Source organism: Streptomyces sp. NPDC000151, assembly GCF_040301705.1.
Lineage (GTDB): Bacteria > Actinomycetota > Actinomycetes > Streptomycetales > Streptomycetaceae > Streptomyces.
Genome location: NZ_JBEPFC010000161.1, coordinates 1 through 16,389, shown reverse-complemented (window position 1 = coordinate 16,389; position 16,389 = coordinate 1). Strand labels below are relative to the sequence as shown.

The 16,389-nt window shown below is 70.9% G+C and carries 15 protein-coding genes; 3 read left to right on the top strand and 12 right to left on the bottom strand.

The genetic code is table 11. From position 1 onward, the window contains the following. The 6 genes from ABT381_RS30555 to ABT381_RS30530 form a co-directional block, all read right to left on the bottom strand. On the bottom strand, positions 1 to 805 hold an 805-nt coding region (locus ABT381_RS30555; protein ID WP_351599875.1), incomplete at its 3' end, for an FAD/NAD(P)-binding protein. Between the two features lie 8 nt (positions 806 to 813). Beyond that, the gene (locus tag ABT381_RS30550; RefSeq protein ID WP_351599873.1) at positions 814 to 1,137 is read right to left on the bottom strand and encodes a branched-chain amino acid transporter permease; all 324 of its coding nucleotides are present in this window, start codon (positions 1,135 to 1,137) and stop codon (positions 814 to 816) included. Further along, positions 1,130 to 1,849 carry an AzlC family ABC transporter permease gene (locus ABT381_RS30545; RefSeq protein ID WP_351599871.1) on the bottom strand — a complete coding sequence of 240 codons (720 nt, stop codon included), beginning with the start codon at positions 1,847 to 1,849 and terminating at the stop codon, positions 1,130 to 1,132. The genes ABT381_RS30550 and ABT381_RS30545 overlap by 8 nt, the downstream gene beginning before the upstream one ends. An 80-nt stretch (positions 1,850 to 1,929) precedes the next feature. After that, complete coding sequence (locus tag ABT381_RS30540) at positions 1,930 to 3,027, bottom strand: pyridoxal phosphate-dependent aminotransferase (RefSeq protein ID WP_351599869.1); 1,098 nt, start codon at positions 3,025 to 3,027, stop codon at positions 1,930 to 1,932. Then, complete coding sequence (locus tag ABT381_RS30535) at positions 3,024 to 3,665, bottom strand: 2OG-Fe dioxygenase family protein (RefSeq protein WP_351599867.1); 642 nt, start codon at positions 3,663 to 3,665, stop codon at positions 3,024 to 3,026. Before ABT381_RS30535 ends, ABT381_RS30540 begins: the two co-directional genes overlap by 4 nt. Positions 3,666 to 4,020: 355 nt before the next feature. After that, the gene (locus ABT381_RS30530) at positions 4,021 to 5,562 is read right to left on the bottom strand and encodes an AMP-binding protein (protein WP_351599865.1); all 1,542 of its coding nucleotides are present in this window, start codon (positions 5,560 to 5,562) and stop codon (positions 4,021 to 4,023) included. Between the two features lie 210 nt (positions 5,563 to 5,772). On the opposite strand from ABT381_RS30530, the gene ABT381_RS30525 reads away from it, so the two are divergent. Both ABT381_RS30525 and ABT381_RS30520 read left to right on the top strand, forming a co-directional pair. Further along, positions 5,773 to 6,612 (top strand): LuxR C-terminal-related transcriptional regulator, encoded by an 840-nt coding sequence (locus ABT381_RS30525; RefSeq protein ID WP_351599863.1) that lies wholly within the window; start codon positions 5,773 to 5,775, stop codon positions 6,610 to 6,612. A gap of 119 nt (positions 6,613 to 6,731) precedes the next feature. Continuing rightward, positions 6,732 to 8,429 carry a SpoIIE family protein phosphatase gene (locus ABT381_RS30520; protein ID WP_351599861.1) on the top strand — a complete coding sequence of 566 codons (1,698 nt, stop codon included), beginning with the start codon at positions 6,732 to 6,734 and terminating at the stop codon, positions 8,427 to 8,429. 21 nt (positions 8,430 to 8,450) lie between these two features. Here the strand turns inward: ABT381_RS30520 and ABT381_RS30515 are convergent, their stop codons facing one another. The 6 genes from ABT381_RS30515 to ABT381_RS30490 all read right to left on the bottom strand — a co-directional run bounded on the left by ABT381_RS30515 (position 8,451) and on the right by ABT381_RS30490 (position 15,570). Then, complete coding sequence (locus ABT381_RS30515; RefSeq protein WP_351599859.1) at positions 8,451 to 8,612, bottom strand: hypothetical protein; 162 nt, start codon at positions 8,610 to 8,612, stop codon at positions 8,451 to 8,453. 107 nt (positions 8,613 to 8,719) lie between these two features. After that, positions 8,720 to 9,913, bottom strand: coding sequence for an XdhC family protein (locus ABT381_RS30510; protein ID WP_351599857.1), 1,194 nt, complete (start codon positions 9,911 to 9,913; stop codon positions 8,720 to 8,722). A gap of 81 nt (positions 9,914 to 9,994) precedes the next feature. After that, positions 9,995 to 11,434: an NCS2 family permease gene (locus ABT381_RS30505; protein ID WP_351599855.1), complete on the bottom strand. Its 1,440-nt coding sequence runs from the start codon at positions 11,432 to 11,434 to the stop codon at positions 9,995 to 9,997. A gap of 229 nt (positions 11,435 to 11,663) precedes the next feature. Beyond that, a complete protein-coding gene (locus ABT381_RS30500) occupies positions 11,664 to 14,060 on the bottom strand; it encodes a xanthine dehydrogenase family protein molybdopterin-binding subunit (protein WP_351599853.1) in 2,397 nt (798 codons plus the stop codon). 2 nt (positions 14,061 to 14,062) lie between these two features. Further along, positions 14,063 to 14,680 (bottom strand): (2Fe-2S)-binding protein, encoded by a 618-nt coding sequence (locus ABT381_RS30495; RefSeq protein ID WP_351599851.1) that lies wholly within the window; start codon positions 14,678 to 14,680, stop codon positions 14,063 to 14,065. After that, a complete protein-coding gene (locus tag ABT381_RS30490; RefSeq protein ID WP_351599850.1) occupies positions 14,671 to 15,570 on the bottom strand; it encodes an FAD binding domain-containing protein in 900 nt (299 codons plus the stop codon). The genes ABT381_RS30495 and ABT381_RS30490 overlap by 10 nt, the downstream gene beginning before the upstream one ends. A 222-nt stretch (positions 15,571 to 15,792) precedes the next feature. On the opposite strand from ABT381_RS30490, the gene ABT381_RS30485 reads away from it, so the two are divergent. Then, positions 15,793 to 16,389 (top strand): PucR family transcriptional regulator ligand-binding domain-containing protein (locus tag ABT381_RS30485; protein WP_351599849.1); only part of this gene is annotated, 597 nt, incomplete at its 3' end.

Below are 16,389 nucleotides of genomic sequence, written 5' to 3'. Positions count from 1 at the left end.
GCCGGTCGCCGCCCGGCCGGCGGCGGATGCGGCGTGCCACCGGCCGCAGCAGCTCCTGCGGACCGGCTCCGGCCGCCAGCAGGCTCCGGAACTCGGCCGCGAGACCGGTCCCGCGGTGTCGGCGCAAGCGGGTGCGGACGGCGGGCAGTTCTCCCGAGGGCGAGGTCATGACCGTGTGCACGCCACGACGGCACAGCACGAGGGCGGCGTCGATGGCCGACAGCTTGGTGCCCGCCACCAGTACGCGCGCCCCGGCCGGTATGCGGCGCAGCGCGCCGAGGGGGTAGGGCGTGGTGAACAGCCGGTCGGCCGGGTGGTGCCCGACGAGGTACTCGGGGTGCGCCGTCGAGGTTCCGTTGACGCAGACGAGGACGTCCGTCGCGGGCAGTACCCTGCCGTCCGCGAGGTGGACCCGGTAGTCCCCCGGCAGCCCGGTGACGCGGAGGGCACGCCCTCGTACGTGGGCGACGCGCGTGCCGCGGCGCACACAGTCGTCCCGTAGCCGCTGGAAGCTCTCCCTGAGGTACTGGGTGACCAGGAAGCGGGGTACGAAGTCGTCGCGGTGGACCGGCCAGCCGCGCGCGGCGAGGTAGCTCAGCAGCCCCGATTCCCCGTCCGGGGACAGCGAGGTGACGTCCACGGAGGTGTTGCACAGGGCACGCAGGTCACCCGAGCCGAACGCGCCGGCGATGCCGATGGGTCCGGGGGCGACGAACCGGACGGCGGCGATGTCCTCGGCCTCGGTGACGGCGCGGAAGGCGCACACGGCCGTGGCACCGCCGCCGATGATGACGATGCTCTTCATCGGTCTCCTCACAGCACGTGCACGAGGCCCATGTTGGTGGCGGTGCCCAGGACGATGGCGAGCAGGGGGCTGTTGCGCCAGTGGTAGACGGCGCCGCAGACCGCGATGCCGGCCAGTGCGGGGGCTCCGTACGGCGGGCTGGTGAAATCGACCGACTGCACGCTGTACGCCACGAGAATGACCATGATCCCCGGGGGGAGCGCGCTGCGCAGGTACTGCAGCAGCGGCGAGCCCGTCGCGTTGCGGAAGACTACGAAGGGCGCCGCGCGGAGCGCGAGGGTCACCGCGCTCATGATGGCGATGGCCGCTACGACGTAGGACGGTTCAGGCACGCTTGGACCTCGACAGTGTGTAGTCGGCAACCAGCAGGAGGAGGAAGGCGATCACGGCCACCGTGAGGAACTGGTCGCCCCCCACGAGTCCGGCCGCCAGCGAAGCCGCCAGGCCGTACAGGACGGGCCGGAGATTCGCCTTCTTGCGGCCGTGGTCCCAGGCCAGGACGACGAACAGGGCGGTGAGCGCGAACTCGATGCCGTCGATGTCCTCCGGGAGCGCCGACGAGGCCAGGGCGCCGGCGAGGCTGCCCGTCACCCAATAGCCGTGGCTGAGGAGCTGGATGAGGGTGATGCGGCGCCCGTTGAGCTCCTGGTCGGGGTTGGCGGCGAGCAGTGAGTACGTCTCGTCGGTGAGGGCGAAGACGCCGTAAGCGCGCTGCAGCCGGCCCGTCAGCAGGTGGAGCGGGAACGACAGCCCGTAGAAGACGTGCCGGAAGTTCACCAGGAATGTGGTCATGGCGATGGCCGCCAGGCCGAGGCCGGAGGTCACCATCGATACGGCGAGAAACTCCAGTGACCCGGCGAAGACGACCAGCGCGGTCGTCGGCGCCCAGAACCAGGGGAGTCCCTGGCTGACGAGCAGAATGCCGAAAGCGGCCCCGAGCGGCAGGTAACCCATCGCCACGGGCACGGTCAGCCTCGCCGCGACGGCCAGGTCCTCATGGAAGGAGGCGCGGGCCGTCCCGGCTGTCACGCGTTCGTCCAGCACGCGTCATCCATCCCTTGCGTCGAATTGCTCGTACATTGCCCGGTGCGGGCGGCGCGCTCTCCGGCGCGCCGCCCGCTGCCTCACGCGGATTCGGCCAGCTGTGCCGAGAGGCGCCGCAGCCCCTCGTCGAGCACGTCGGCCGGGCGGGCGTAGCTGATGCGCAGCCCCCGCTCGGATCCGAAGACCTCGGCGGGCATGACGAGCGTGCGCCGCTTCTCCAGCAGTTCCTCGGCGAACTGCTGCGAGGAGACGGTGGTGTTGAGGTGCAGCCAGGCGAACGGCGTGTTCTCCGGCCGTACCAGTTCGAGAGTGTCCGCGTGCTCCGCGGCGAACGCCTCGAGCCGTGCGCGGCCGCCGTCCACCAGCGTGTGGTAGCGCTTCAGGTGCCGCTCCCGGTCGGCGAGGACGCGGGCCGCGGCCCGTTCCCACACCAGGGAGTTGGAGACCGTGGTGTACCGCTTGTAGTTGACCATCTGCTCGATGATGTCCGCGGGCCCCTTGGCCCAGCCCACGCGCAGCGCCGGCAGTCCGTAGACCTTGGACAGTCCGGAGACGGAGACCGAGCGCTCATGGCGGTGCGTGACGGAATCGGCGAAGTCGAGGAGGTACTCCTCGTCGTTCACCACCAGCAGGTCGTGGGCGCGCGCCACGTCGAGTACGGCGTCCCAGTCGGCCTGTGTCAGCAGGCGCCCCGAGGGGTTGCCCGGGCTGTTGAGGATGAGCATCCGGGTCTCGGGGCGCACGGCGCGCTCCAGGGCCGTGGCGTCGAAGGGAGCGCCGGGGCGCCAGTCGAGCACCGTGACCTCGCAGCCCACGTGGGCGGGGACCTCCCAGGCCTGCTGCCAGCCGGGCGCTGTGGTGATCACGTGGTCCCCGGGCCGCAGGGCGGACCGGTAGAGCAGGTACAGGGCTTCCTGGGCGCCGTGCGTCACGACGACATCGCGGCGGTCCTCCTGTACGGGAGCGCCGGGGGCCTGAGCGTCGTCGTACAACGCCCCGATCCGAGCGCGCAGTTCGTGCGTCCCGCGGTCGAGGCTGTAGTCCATCTCCCAGTCGGGCTCCAGCGGTACGTCCCGCAGCAGCTGGAACTGGACGCCGCTCTCCGCGAGGTCCAGGTCGAACCGGCCCTGTGCGCGGCTGAAGAGCCAGTCCTGAATGGTGTACGGCGCGATGCTCACTGGGCCTGCTCTCCGAGGGAAAAGGTAATGACGGCTACGTCGCGGTAGGCGGGTTCACCCGGGATTTTCGGCGTGATGGGGCTGACGTAGTGCTTGACTTCCCGGTCCGCCAGGAAAAGGGATTCGCCGGGGGCCATCACCCGCTCCAGAATGATTTCGCCGGCCGCGGCATTTTCCCGCACCAGGGAAATTCCGCCGCTCACGTTCTCGGCCGCCACACAGGTCACGGCTATCAGGTCGTACCCGTCTTGGTGAAACCCTTCCGGGGCCGGGAATCCCGGCCGGTCGTCCGCCGCCGTGATGCGGATCTGGTGGCAGCCGATCTCGAACTCCTCGGCGGCGGCCAGCTCGCGGATGGCAGGAGCGTTCACGAGCCCCTCGGCAAACTCCTTGGCCGGGTCGCCCAGCGGCGCGAATCGCCGGTCCATGCCGCCCGCGTACTCATTGATCGCGTCGCTCTGAAAGAAGGAGGTGTCCTCTTCCCACAGCAGCATCTCGCCCTTGACGCGAGCCTTTCCGAACGCGCGGTAACGGAAATGATGGCCGTCTCGCAGATGTACGTCGGCAGGCAGATCTTCATAGCTGCGCATAAAGGGTTCGGTGATGTACCCCTGCGCAGCGAACAGCCGATAACGCACTGTTATCCCCCACTGTTTCGTTACGTGCCTCGGAAGGCTAACAGGGCAAGATCATCTTCCGATGTGAAGCAGTTCACAAAGAACACCGGCCGACCCTCCGGGGTCGACCGGCCGACGTTGTTCATTAATTTCACGTTCAACGGAAAAACTGGGACACCTGCGGGTGAAATACCCCTACCCGAGCAGGAATTCGAAGCTACGCATCCGAACCCCTCGCTCCCCGCTCGTAGAAAAGCACGAAATTGCCTGCGTCCATTTAGTGAGACCGGCAGGGGCGGCAATACGTGACATCACATCCATATGGTGCTTTCCGCGGCGGCGGGGGCGCTGCCGCGGAACGCACGTGCCGGAGCGGTCAGTTGACGCCGCGGTCGCGGCCCGACCAGTACGGTTCGCGGAGCTTGAACTTCTGGATCTTGCCGGTGGCCGTGCGGGGGATGGCATCGCGGAACTCGACGGTGGTGGGGGCCTTGTAGCCCGCCATGTGCTGCTTGCAGTGGGCGATGATGTCCGCCTCCTGGGCCGTGGCGCCTTCGACGAGGACGACCAGGGCCTTGATGGTCTCGCCCCACTTCTCGTGCGGTACGCCGATGACGGCGACCTCGGCGACGGCGGGGTGGCTGAAGATGGTGTCCTCCACCTCGATCGAGGAGACGTTCTCGCCGCCCGTGATGATGACGTCCTTCTTGCGGTCGGAGATGGTGAGGTGGCCGTCGGACTCGTCGAGGGTGCCGCCGTCGCCCGTGTGGAACCAGCCGTCCTCCAGGGCCGCTTCGGTCTCCTCGGGCTTGTCCCAGTAGCCCTCCAGGACGGTGTTCGAGCGGGCCAGGACCTCGCCGGAGGGGGAGATCCGCAGCTTGGTACCGAGGGCGGGGAGGCCCGCGCGGGAGAGTTTGCGGGCCCGCTCCTCGGCGGGGAGGTCCGCGTCGGCGGCGCCGGACCGGTTGAAGGTGAGGACCGGGGAGGTCTCGGTCAGGCCGTAGATCTGGGTGAACTCCCAGCCCAGTTCCTCGTTCATGCGCTGGATCGTGCGGCTGGGCGGCGGGGCTCCCGCGCAGACGATGCGGACGCGGTCGCGGCCGGGGATCTCGCCGTCCCAGTTCGCCGCCGCGTCCAGGACCATGTTCCACACCGCGGGCGCACCGCACATGAGCGTGACGCCGTGTTCCTCGACGCGGCGCAGGATTTCGGTGCCGTCGACCTTGCGCAGTACGACCTGCTTGGCGCCGAGGCCGGCCATCACGTACGGCATGCCCCAGCCGTTGCAGTGGAACATCGGCAGCGTGTGCAGATAGACGTCGCGCTCCCAGGCGCGGGTGTGCAGCCCGAAGGTCAGGCCGTTGACCCAGATGTTGCGGTGGGTGAGCTGGACGCCCTTGGGGCGGGCGGTCGTGCCGGAGGTGTAGTTGATGGTCGCGGTGGCGTCCTCGTCCGGGTACGACCACGGGCGCGGTGCGATGCCGAAGCGCATCAGCTCCGTCTCGGTCTGCTCGCCGAGTACGAAGCGGTGGCGGGCCTTGACGTCGGACAGCGCGGCGTCCAGTTCCGGGTCGATGAGCAGGACGGAGGCGCCGCTCTGCCGCACGATGTAGTCGATCTCTTCGGGCTTGAGGCGGAAGTTGACCGGTACGCAGATGCGGCCGCTCATCGGCACCGCGAACAGCAGCTCAAGGAGGCGGGTCGAGTTGTGGCTGACCACCGCCACGCGTTCGCCCTCGCCGACGCCGAGCGCGTCGAGCCCCGCCTGCCAGGCCCGCACCCGCTCGCCGAACCGGCCGTACGTCGCATCGGGCACCGGCGGCCCGGGCTGATCCGGCTCGTCCACCACGCCCGGGCCGTTGGCGAACCCCGCCTCCGCCCGGTCCAGAAAGTCCGCGATGGTCATGGGTACCCGCATGCTGCTCTCCTCGTATCCAGAACCCGGAACACTTACCCGTGGCTACTTCTCACCTATGCACACCTACGGAGCCCGGTACTCGTCGTCCGTCGCCCTCGTCCCGGGCCTGTCCGCCATGTGTCGTTCTCATTGCCCCGCGGCTTCCGGCCATCGTGTAATCGGTGACGCAGGTCTCACCACCCCCGAATGGGGGGAAGCGGAGGTTAGCGCGTGCTGAACGAGCCAGAGCAGAGCGGGTCCGCGGACGTCAGGGCGGCGCTGCTGCGGCTGCGCAGGGCGAGCGGACTGCCGGTGGCGTTCGGCGGCCTGCTGTCCGGCACGGGCCGGTTCCGCATCAACGAGCTGACCGGCGCGGCCACCACCGCGCTGCGCGGGCTGTCCATCCACTCGGGCAACGGCCTGGGCGGCAAGACGGCGGCCCGCTCCCGGCCCTTCGCGGTGACCGACTACCACTCCTCCGCGGTGATCAGCCATGAGTACGACGCGGCGGTGGCCACCGAGGGACTGAAGTCCGTACTGGCGGTACCGGTCGTGGTGCGGCGGCGGGTGCGCGGCGTGCTGTACGGGGCGCTGCGGCAGCCGTTGCAGCTGGGCGACCGGCCGCTGTCCGCCGCGCTGGAGGCGGCCAGGGAGCTGGAGCAGGCGCTGGTGGTGCAGGACGAGGCGGAGCGGCTGCTGTCGGTGGCCCGGCAGCCGACCGCCGCCGATCCGGTGATGTGGGAGGAGGTCAGGGAGGCGCACAGCGCGCTGCGCACCCTGGCGCAGCGGGTCGGCGATCCGCTGCTGCGGCAGGAGATGCTGGCGGCCTGCGGCCGGCTCGCCGCGGCCTCGGGCGGGACCCGCCGGGACCCCGCCGTCACGCTCTCGCCACGCGAGGTGGACGTGCTCTCCTGCGTGGCCTCGGGCGCGACGAACCTCGCGGTCGCGGAGCGGCTGGGGCTGCGCCCGGAGACGGTCAAGGGTTATCTGCGCTCCGCGATGCGCAAGCTCGGCGTCCACACCCGGCTGCAGGCCGTGGTCGCGGCGCGCCGCGCGGGCCTGCTGCCCTAGCCCCGCCGCTCCCCCGTACGCACCACTCGGGTCCCCCCTCTGCGCAGGCCGCGACGGCGATCCTGCGAGACGCTGGAGGAGGTCGTCGGTGCAGGTGGCATCAGTGAGGAGGGCCGGGCGTGTCGGATCCCGCGACCGGGAGCGAGCCGGAGCCCGTACTGCCTGCGGGGCTGACGGCCGGGGTCTACATCCAGGACGGCTACGGGCGGATCTCGCACGTCAACGACAAGGCCGAGGAGCTGCTGGCACGCCCCGCCGCCGCCATGCTCGGCGCCGACCCGCACGAGCTGCTGCACCGCAATCCCGACGGAACGCAGCTGCCCCGGCCGAACTGCGTGCTCCTCCAGGCGTTCCTGGCCGGGCAGGCCGTGTCCCTGGACGGCTGCCAGTGGTTCGCGCGCGGGGACGGCGGGCTGATCTGTGTGGGCGGGATGTCCGTGCCGTACGAGGTGGACGGCGCCCCGGACGGCGCGGTCGTGGTCTTCTTCGAGCGGCCGCCGGAAGAGGCGCACACGCCGGTGACGCCGGAGAACCTCGAGGCGCTGACCGACCTCGCCGACCGGCTGACGATGGTCGCCGAGACCACCGCCGTGCTCACCTCCACCCTCGATCTGGACGAGTCGCTGAAGCGGCTCGTGCGGCTGGTGGTCCCCCGACTGGCGGACTGGGCGGTGGTCGATCTGCTGGAGGAGCAGGGCAAGCTGCGGCGGGTGGCCGTGGTGCACCACGTGGACGGCCGGCACGTACGGGTGGAGGAGCTGACCGGGCCGATGCCGCAGGTGCAGGAGGGGTCGCGGATGCCGCTTTCCCGGGTACTGCGCGGGGCGGCGCCCCGGATCGTGACGCCCGAGGACTACGCGGGGCCGCCGGACTCCGGCATCGCCGTCCAGCAGCGCCAGATGTTCCGGGCGATCGGCATGCGGTCGGCGGTGATCGCGCCGCTGCGCGGCCCCGGCAAGGTGCTGGGCGCGCTGACCCTGGTCCGTACGGACCAGGAGAAGCCCTTCGACGCGGCGGAACTGGCGCTGGTCGACGACATCGCCCGGCGGGCCGGGCTCGCCGTGGACAACGCGCAGCTGTACGAGCGGCAGCGGCGGGTCGCGGAGACCATGCAGCGCCATCTGCTGCCGCCGCTGCCCCGTATCGAGGGCCTGGAGATGACGGTGCGCTACCACCCGGCGCCGCACGCCTCCCGGGTCGGCGGCGACTGGTACGACGCGTTCCGGCTGCCGGACCGGACGACGGCGCTGGTCATCGGGGACGTGGTCGGCCACGACCTGCAGGCGGCGGCCTGCATGGCGCAGGTGCGCAACATGCTGCGGGCCTTCGCCTGGGAGCACACCGAGGCGCCGTCCGTCACCGTCGGCCGGCTGGACCGGGCCCTCGTCCACATCAGCGACGTGCAGCTGGCCACCATGATCCTGGCCCAGGTCGAGCGGGCGCAGGCCGGCGACTGGCAGCTGCGCTGGACCAACGCCGGGCACCCGCCGCCGCTGCTGGTGCACGACGACGGCCGGGTGTGCTTCCTGGAGCACGGCGCCGCCGACCTGGTGCTCGGTACCGAGCTGTCGCCCGAGCGCACCGACTTCCAGCAGGCGCTCCCGCCGCGCAGCACGGTCGTCCTGTACACCGACGGCCTGATCGAGGCCCGTGGCCTGCCGCTGAGCGAGGGCCTGGACCAGCTCGCCAGCTTCGCCGCGGCGCTCGCCGACCGCTCCCTGGACGAATTCTGCGACCAGCTCATCAGCAGAGCCCTGTACGCGGCCAACGAGGACGACGTGGCGCTGCTGGCGCTCCGGGTGCCGGCGACGCCGTAGGAACCGGCGACGCCGTAGGAACTACTGCGCCGAAGACGGCTGGCCCGGGAGGCGGAAGTCCAGGACCTCGGTGGCTTCCTGCTCGGTCTTCTGGGCGTACTCGCGCGCCTCGGTGGCGACGTCACCCTGCTCGTTGATGAGCTGGTCGTAGATCGGGGTGAGTGGTCCGTCCGGCGAGTTCATCGTGCGGTGTTCCTTCGTTCTCGGACATGGCGACAGCCGCCCACGAATGGCGCGGACGGCCGGCCGCCGATCTTATCCTTCGCTTACCGGGAGCGGTATTGCTGCCCTCAGGCAACCGATCCGATACGGCGTGTCGTGACCGATGTGTCGTGATGGATCGGGGTATGTGCGCCGGTGAGCGGCACGCCGGTACCGCCGCGGCGGGTGGCGACGATCTCCGCGGCGATGGACAGGGCCGTCTCCTCGGGCGTACGGGCGCCGAGGTCGAGGCCGATCGGGGAGCGCAGGCGGTTGAGTTCGAGGTCGGTCAGGCCGGCCTCGCGCAGCCGGCGCAGCCGGTCCAGGTGGGTGCGGCGGGAGCCCATCGCGCCGACGTAGGCGACGGGGAGCTTCAGTGCCCGCTCCAGCAGCGGTACGTCGAACTTGGCGTCGTGCGTGAGGACGCAGAGCACCGCGCGGGAGTCCAGCTGCTGGGAGTCGAGGTAGCGGTGCGGCCAGTCGATCACGATCTCGTCGGCGTCGGGGAAGCGAAGCTTCGTGGCGAAGACGGGGCGGGCGTCGCAGACGGTGACGTGGTAGCCGAGGAATTTGCCGGCCCTGACCAGGGCGGCGGCGAAGTCGATGGCGCCGAAGACGAGCATCCGCGGGGCCGGGGCCGAGGACTCGACGAGGAGGGTCAGCGGGGCGCCGCACTGGCTGCCGTCCGCGCCGATCTCGACGGTGGTGGTGCGGCCCGCGTCCAGCAGCGCGCGGGCCTCCTCGACCGCGGTGCGGTCGAGTGCGGGATGGCCGCCGAGGCTGCCGGTGCGGCTGCCGTCGGCGTGGACGAGGAGGGCACGGCCGAGGAGTTCGGCGGGCCCTGAGACGATGCGCGCGAGGGCCGCCGCCTCAGCGGTGACGGCGGCGGCCACCGCCGCGACGAGCGTCCCGGAGGTGCTGTCCACCGGGGCCGGGGGGTCGTCCGGCCCCTCTGATGGCTCCGGGGCGTTCGTGCGTACCGGGGTGACGAGGATGTCGACGATGCCTCCGCAGGTCAGGCCGACCGCGAAGGCGTCCTCGTCGCTGTACCCGAACTGCTGGAGCACCGGCGTGCCGGTCTCCAGGGCCTCCTGGCACAGCTCGTACACCGCACCCTCCACGCAACCGCCGGAGACGGACCCGATCGCCGAGCCGTCGCGGTCGACGGCGAGCGCGGCGCCCGGTTGCCGGGGCGCGCTGCCGCCGACGCCCACCACGGTGGCCACGGCGAAGTCGCGTCCCTGCTCGACCCACCGGTTCAGCTCTTCGGCGATGTCCAGCATGTCCAGCTCCTTGTCTGCGATTGCGCGGAGGGCCGATGCGGCCTCCGTCCGGGCACGGTGCCCGGCGCCGGCGGGTCTCCCCTACCCGATGTCGTTGAAGGCGAAGTTGGCGATGAACACCAGCGCCAGGATCCACATCAGCGGACCCGGCTCGCGCCACTTGCCCTGCGCGAGCTTGATCGCGCAGTACGAGATCACGCCCACCGCCACACCGTTCACGATCGAGTAGGTGAACGGCATGATGACCACGGTCAGGAAGACCGGGATCGCCACGGAGCGGTCCTTCCAGTCCACATGCCGTGCGTTCTGCATCATCATCGAGCCGATGACGACCAGCGCGGCGGACGCGACCTGGGCGGGCACGATCTCCGCCAGTGGAGTGAAGAGCAGCGCCGCGCCGAAGAGCAGGCCGGTGACGGTGGCCGACAGGCCCGTACGGGCGCCCTCGCCGACGCCGCTGGCGGACTCGATGAAGACGGTCTGCCCTGAGGCGCCGGCGACGCCGCCGATCGCACCGCCCGCGCCGTCGATGAGCAGCGCCTTGTTCAGGCCCGGCATCCGGCCGAGGTGGTCGGCGAGCTTGGCCTCCTGGCCGACCGCAATGATCGTGGCCATGGCGTCGAAGAAGCCGGCCAGGACCAGGGTGAAGACGACCATCGCCACGGTGGTGGCGCCGAGCTCGGCGAAGCCGCCGAATTCGATCTTGCCGAACAGGCTGAAGTCCGGGGTGGAGACCAGGGTGTCCGGGAGTGCGGGCGTGGCCAGGCCCCACTGCTTGTCGCCCAGCCCGAAGATCGCGGTGACGACCAGCGAGAAGACGGTGCCGACGGCGATGCCGATCAGGATCGCGCCGGGGATGTTGCGGGCCAGCAGCATGAAGATGATGACGAGGGTGAGGCAGAAGGCCAGGACGGGCCAGCCGCTGAGGTGGCCGTGGACGCCGAGGGTGACCGGCGCCGAGGCGTTGCCGATGCCGACGAACCCGGCCTTGACCAGGCCGATCATGGTGACGAAGAGCCCGATGCCGATGGTGATTGCGTGCTTGAGGCCGAGCGGGATCGCGTTCATGATCTTCTCGCGGAGACCGCTGATGACCAGGACCATGATCACGACGCCGTAGATCACACACATGCCCATGGCCTGCGGCCAGGACATGTCGCTGATCACCTGGGTGCCGAGCACGCCGGAGACGCTCAGGCCTGCGGCGAGGGCCAGCGGCACCTTGCCGACGATGCCCATGAGCAGCGTGGCCAGTGCGGCCGCGAAGGCCGTGGCCGTGATGACGGCACCCGGGTGGAGGGTGCCGCCGACCGCGTCCTTGCCACTGAGCAGGACGGGGTTGAGGAGGAGGATGTACGCCATCGCCATGAAGGTGGTGATGCCGCCGCGCAGCTCCCGGCCGAGGGTCGAGCCGCGCTCGGATATGTGGAAGTACCGGTCGAGCCACGACCGGCCGGAGGGCTGGCGCGTACCCGCGCCGGCGTCCTCCGCCGTGGTCGGCTCGATGGTGGGCTGGGTCATGGTGCCTATCTCCCAAGGTTCATAGGGGCACTCACAAGGGGGGAAGTGTGAGATTTGGGATGGAACGGGCCGCACGACCCGGGGGACGGCCCGAGACGAACGTTTTTCAGCCAGATGCGGCGCCGAGGACGGATCCTAGGAGGCCGGGCTGACGTGGGGGAAACTCCGGGCGGTACGAACCGCGGGAGGACGGACAGGACACCCCAAACCATCCGCACCGCCCGGAGGCTCACGTGCCGGTGAGGTGTTCCGGACGCACCGGCGTCTTCGTGAGTGCCAGACCAGTCGCCGCCCGGATTGCGGAGAGGACAGCCGGGGTCGACGACAGAGTCGGCGCCTCGCCGACGCCACGCAGCCCGTAGGGAGCGTGCTCATCGGCAAGTTCGAGGACATCCACCGGAATGGTGGGCGTGTCCAGAATGGTGGGGATCAGGTAGTCGGTGAAGGAAGGGTTGCGCACCTTCGCGGTCTTGGGGTCGACGATGATCTCCTCCATGACCGCGACGCCCAGGCCCTGGGTGGTGCCACCCTGGATCTGGCCGACGACGGACAGCGGGTTGAGCGCCTTGCCGACGTCCTGCGCGCAGGCCAGCTCGATGACCTTCACCAGGCCGAGCTCGGTGTCGACCTCGACGACCGCGCGGTGCGCCGCGAAGGAGTACTGCACGTGGCCGTTGCCCTGGCCGGTCTCCAGGTCGAACGCCTCGGTGGGGCGGTGCCGCCACTCCAGGTTCGCCTCCACGGCCTCCTCGCCGAGCACGTCCACGATGTCGGCGAGCACCTCGCCGCCGTCGGTGACGACCTTGCCGCCCTCCAGGAGCAGCTCGGCCGTGGCCCACGCCGGGTGGTACGTACCGAACTTGATCCGGCCCCGCTGCAGGACCTGCTCGCGCACGGCCTCGCAGCTGTTCTTCACCGCGCCGCCGGTGACGTAGGTCTGCCGGGAGGCGGAGGTGGAGCCCGCCGAGCCGACCTGGGTGTCCGCCGGTTGGATGGTGACCTGCTGGACGCCCAGCTCCGTACGGGCGATCTGCGCGTGCACGGTCACGCCGCCCTGGCCGACCTCGGCCATCGCGGTGTGCACGGTCGCGACCGGCTCGCCGTTGATGACCTCCATGCGGACCCGCGCGGTGGAGTAGTCGTCGAAGCCCTCGGAGAAGCCGACGTTCTTGATGCCGACGGCGTAGCCGATGCCGCGGACGACGCCCTCGCCGTGGGTGGTGTTCGACAGGCCGCCGGGCAGCGCGCGGACGTCGGCGCCCTCGGTGGTCTCCCACTGGTTCTCCGGCGGCAGCGGCATCGCCTTCACGCGGCGCAGCAGCTCGGCGACCGGGGCAGGCGAGTCGACCGGCTGCCCGGTCGGCAGCAGCGTGCCCTGCTCCATGGCGTTGATCTGCCGCAGCTCGACGGGGTCCATGTCGAGCGCCTTGGCCAGCTTGTCCATCTGCGCCTCGTACGCGAAGCACGCCTGGACCGCGCCGAAGCCGCGCATGGCGCCGCAGGGCGGGTTGTTCGTGTAGAGCGCGATGGCCTCGATGTCGACGTCCTCGACGACGTACGGGCCGACGGCGAGCGAGGAGGCGTTGCCGACCACGGCCGGGGAGGCGGAGGCGTACGCGCCGCCGTCCAGCACGATGCGGCACTTCAGGTGGGTGAGCTTGCCGTCCTTGGTGGCGCCGTGCTCGTACCAGAGCTTGGCGGGGTGCCGGTGGACGTGCCCGAAGAAGGACTCGAACCGGTTATAGACGATCTTCACGGGCTTGCCGGTACGGAGCGCCAGCAGGCAGCCGTGGATCTGCATCGACAGGTCCTCGCGGCCGCCGAAGGCGCCGCCGACGCCGGAGAGCGTCATCCGGATCTTCTCCGGCGGCAGGCCCAGCACCGGCGCGATCTGCCGCAGGTCCGAGTGGAGCCACTGGGTCGCGACATACAGGTCGACGCCGCCGTCCTCGGCCGGCACGGCGAGGCCGGACTCCGGGCCCAGGAACGCCTGGTCCTGCATGCCGAAGTCGTACTCGCCGCTGACGATCACGTCCGCGCGCTTGGCGGCCTCGTCGGCGTCGCCGCGGATGATCGGCTGGCGGTGCACGATGTTCGGGTGCGGTACGTGGCCCGCGTGGTGGTCGTTGCGGCCCGGGTGCAGCAGCGGCGCGTCCGGGGCGGTCGCCGAGGCCTCGTCGGTGACGACCGGCAGCTCCGCGTAGTCGATCTTGATCTTGGCGGCGGCGCGGCGGGCGGTCTCCGGGTGGTCGGCGGCGACCAGCGCGACCGGCTCCCCGTGGTGCCGCACCCGGCCGTTGGCCAGTACCGGGGTGTCCTGGATCTCCAGGCCGTAGTTCTTCACCGCGGTCGGCAGGTCTTCGTAGGTGAGGACCGCGTAGACACCGGCCTGGGCGAGCGCCTCGGAGGTGTCGATGGAGCGGATCTCGGCGTGCGCGACGGTGCTGCGCAGCGTGTAGCCCCACAGCATGTCCTCGTGCCACATGTCCGACGAGTACGCGAACTCGCCGGTCACCTTGAGCGTGCCGTCGGGCCGCAGGGTGGAGGCCCCGATACCGGCCGGGGTATTGCTGCCCTGGGTGAGCTCGGTGGGCGTGTTGGTGGGTGTCCGAGTGACTCCGGCCATGGTCAGGCCCCCGTTCCTGCGGTTTCGGACTCCCCGCGGGCGGCCGCGAGACGGACCGCGTCGAGGATCTTCTCGTAGCCCGTGCAGCGGCACAGGTTGCCCGACAGCGCCTCGCGGATGTCGGCGTCGGAGGGCTGGCTGTTGCGCTCCAGCAGCTCATCGGCGGCGACCAGCAGGCCGGGCGTGCAGAAGCCGCACTGGACGGCGCCCGCGTCGATGAACGCCTGCTGGATGGGCGAGAGCGGTACCTGCTCGCCGGTCCGGCTGTCGCCCGTACCGGCCGGCTTGGCGGCCCAGCCCTTAGCCCGGTCCAGCGTCGTGCCCTTGGCGCCGCAGGCGCCCGTCGCGCAGCCGCCGTGCTCGGCGCGCTGCTGCGCGAAGTCGGCGAGGCCCTCGACGGTGACGACCTCGCGGCCCTCGACCTGGCCGGCCGCGACCAGACAGGAGCACACCGGCACCCCGTCGAGGCGGACCGTGCAGGAGCCGCACTCGCCCTGCTCGCAGGCGTTCTTCGAACCCGGCAGGCCCATCCGCTCGCGCAGCACGTACAGCAGGCTCTCGCCTTCCCAGACGTCGTCGGCCGTCTGCTCGCGGCCGTTGACGGTGAATTTCACGCGCACTGTGCGCCTCCTTGTGCTGTGCGACCGTCGCCGCGGTAGGACTCCCAGACCCAGCCGAGCGTGCGGCGGGCCATGATGCCGACCGCGTGCCGGCGGTACTTCGCGCTGCCGCGCACGTCGTCGATCGGATTGCAGGCGCCGCTCGCCAGCTGGGCGAACTGCTTCGCCACGGACGGCGGAACCGGCGCGCCGGACTCCCAGTGGCCGCCCTCCTCCAACGCCGCGGCGAGGAAGGTCTCCGCCTCCTTGGCGCGTACGGGGGTGGGCGCGGCCGAGCCGATGCCGGTACGGACGGTCTTCGTCTCCGGGTGCAGCGCGATGCCGAACGCGCACACCGCGATCACCATGGCGTTGCGCGTGCCGACCTTGGAGAACTGCTGCGGGCCCGTGGCCTTGGGCAGGTGGACGGCGCGGATCAGCTCGTCCTGCTCCATGGCGTTGCGCTTCACGCCGAGGTAGAACTCGTCGATGGGGATCATGCGGCGGCCGCGCACCGACTCCACCTCGACCTCGCCGCCGGACGCCAGCAGCGCGGGGTGCGCGTCGCCCGCGGGGGACGCCGTGCCGAGGTTGCCGCCGACGCCGCCGCGGTTGCGGATCTGCGGAGACGCGACGGTGTGCGAGGCGAGGGCCAGGCCCGGCAGCTCGGCGCGCAGGTTCTCCATGATCTCGGTGTACGAGACGGAGGCACCGAGCCGTACCGTGTCCGCACCGGACTCCCACTCCCGCAGATCACCGATGCGGTTCAGATCCATCAGGTACTCGGGGCGGCGGTGGTCGAAGTTGATCTCGACCATCACGTCCGTGCCACCCGCGATCGGCACAGCGGTGGGGTGCTCGGCCTTCGCGGCGAGCGCCTCCTCCCAGCTGGCGGGGCGAAGGAAGTCCATGCGTGGCTCTCTTCTCCGGAGTTGTTCAGCGGTTGTTCATGTTTCTGTTACGTGATGTGACCCAGTACACGTGCCAGTCAGGTACCCGGTGCAGTCACCGAAACCATGAAGCGGTTGGCTGGCCAGGGCGGCCGTCTTGTAGATTCGAACGAAAAGCGGGGCCCGGCAACCTCGCGGTATTCCACCGGCAACACCAGACAGAAAGATCGGCGGGCGACGTCCATGCGGCTCCGCGCACTCCTGGAAACCGACTCCCTGGGCCTGCGGCTGCTCGGGGGCGAGGACGAGCTGGACCGAACGGTCCGCGGCGTGATGACCACCGACCTGCGCGACCCCAGCCGCTACCTCTCGGGGGGCGAGCTCGTGCTCTCCGGGCTCGCCTGGCGGCACGCGCCGGAGGACTCCGAGCCGTTCGTACGCATCCTGGCCCAGGCCGGGGTCGCCGGTCTCGCGGCCGGCACGGCGGAGCTGGGCCCGGTCCCCGAGGACCTGGTCGCGGCCTGCGCGCGCCACCGCCTGCCGCTCTTCTCCGTCACCGAGTCGGTCTCCTTCGCCACGGTCACCGAGTACGTCGTACGGCAGGTCTCCGGCGAGCGGGCCGGCGACCTGGCCGCGGTCGTCGACCGGCACCGCCGCCTGATGACGTCGGGCCCGGCGGGCGGCGGCCCCGAGGTCGTCCTGGACCTGCTCGGCTCCGACCTCGACCTGCGCGCCTGGGTCCTCTCCCCCACCGGACGGCGGATCGCGGGCGCGGCGCCGGGCGGCGACTCCACGCCGGCCGGGGACGCGGCGGTCGGCGCCCGGCTGGCGGGCGAGCAC

Excerpts from the sequence above, each read along its gene's own strand:
- ABT381_RS30530 (WP_351599865.1), bottom strand. The coding sequence starts at position 5,562 with ATGCGGGTACCCATGACCATCGCGGACTTTCTGGACCGGGCGGAGGCG.
- ABT381_RS30515 (WP_351599859.1), bottom strand. The coding sequence starts at position 8,612 with ATGAACTCGCCGGACGGACCACTCACCCCGATCTACGACCAGCTCATC.
- ABT381_RS30510 (WP_351599857.1), bottom strand. The coding sequence starts at position 9,913 with ATGCTGGACATCGCCGAAGAGCTGAACCGGTGGGTCGAGCAGGGACGC.
- ABT381_RS30505 (WP_351599855.1), bottom strand. The coding sequence starts at position 11,434 with ATGACCCAGCCCACCATCGAGCCGACCACGGCGGAGGACGCCGGCGCG.
- ABT381_RS30500 (WP_351599853.1), bottom strand. The coding sequence starts at position 14,060 with ATGGCCGGAGTCACTCGGACACCCACCAACACGCCCACCGAGCTCACC.
- ABT381_RS30490 (WP_351599850.1), bottom strand. The coding sequence starts at position 15,570 with ATGGACTTCCTTCGCCCCGCCAGCTGGGAGGAGGCGCTCGCCGCGAAG.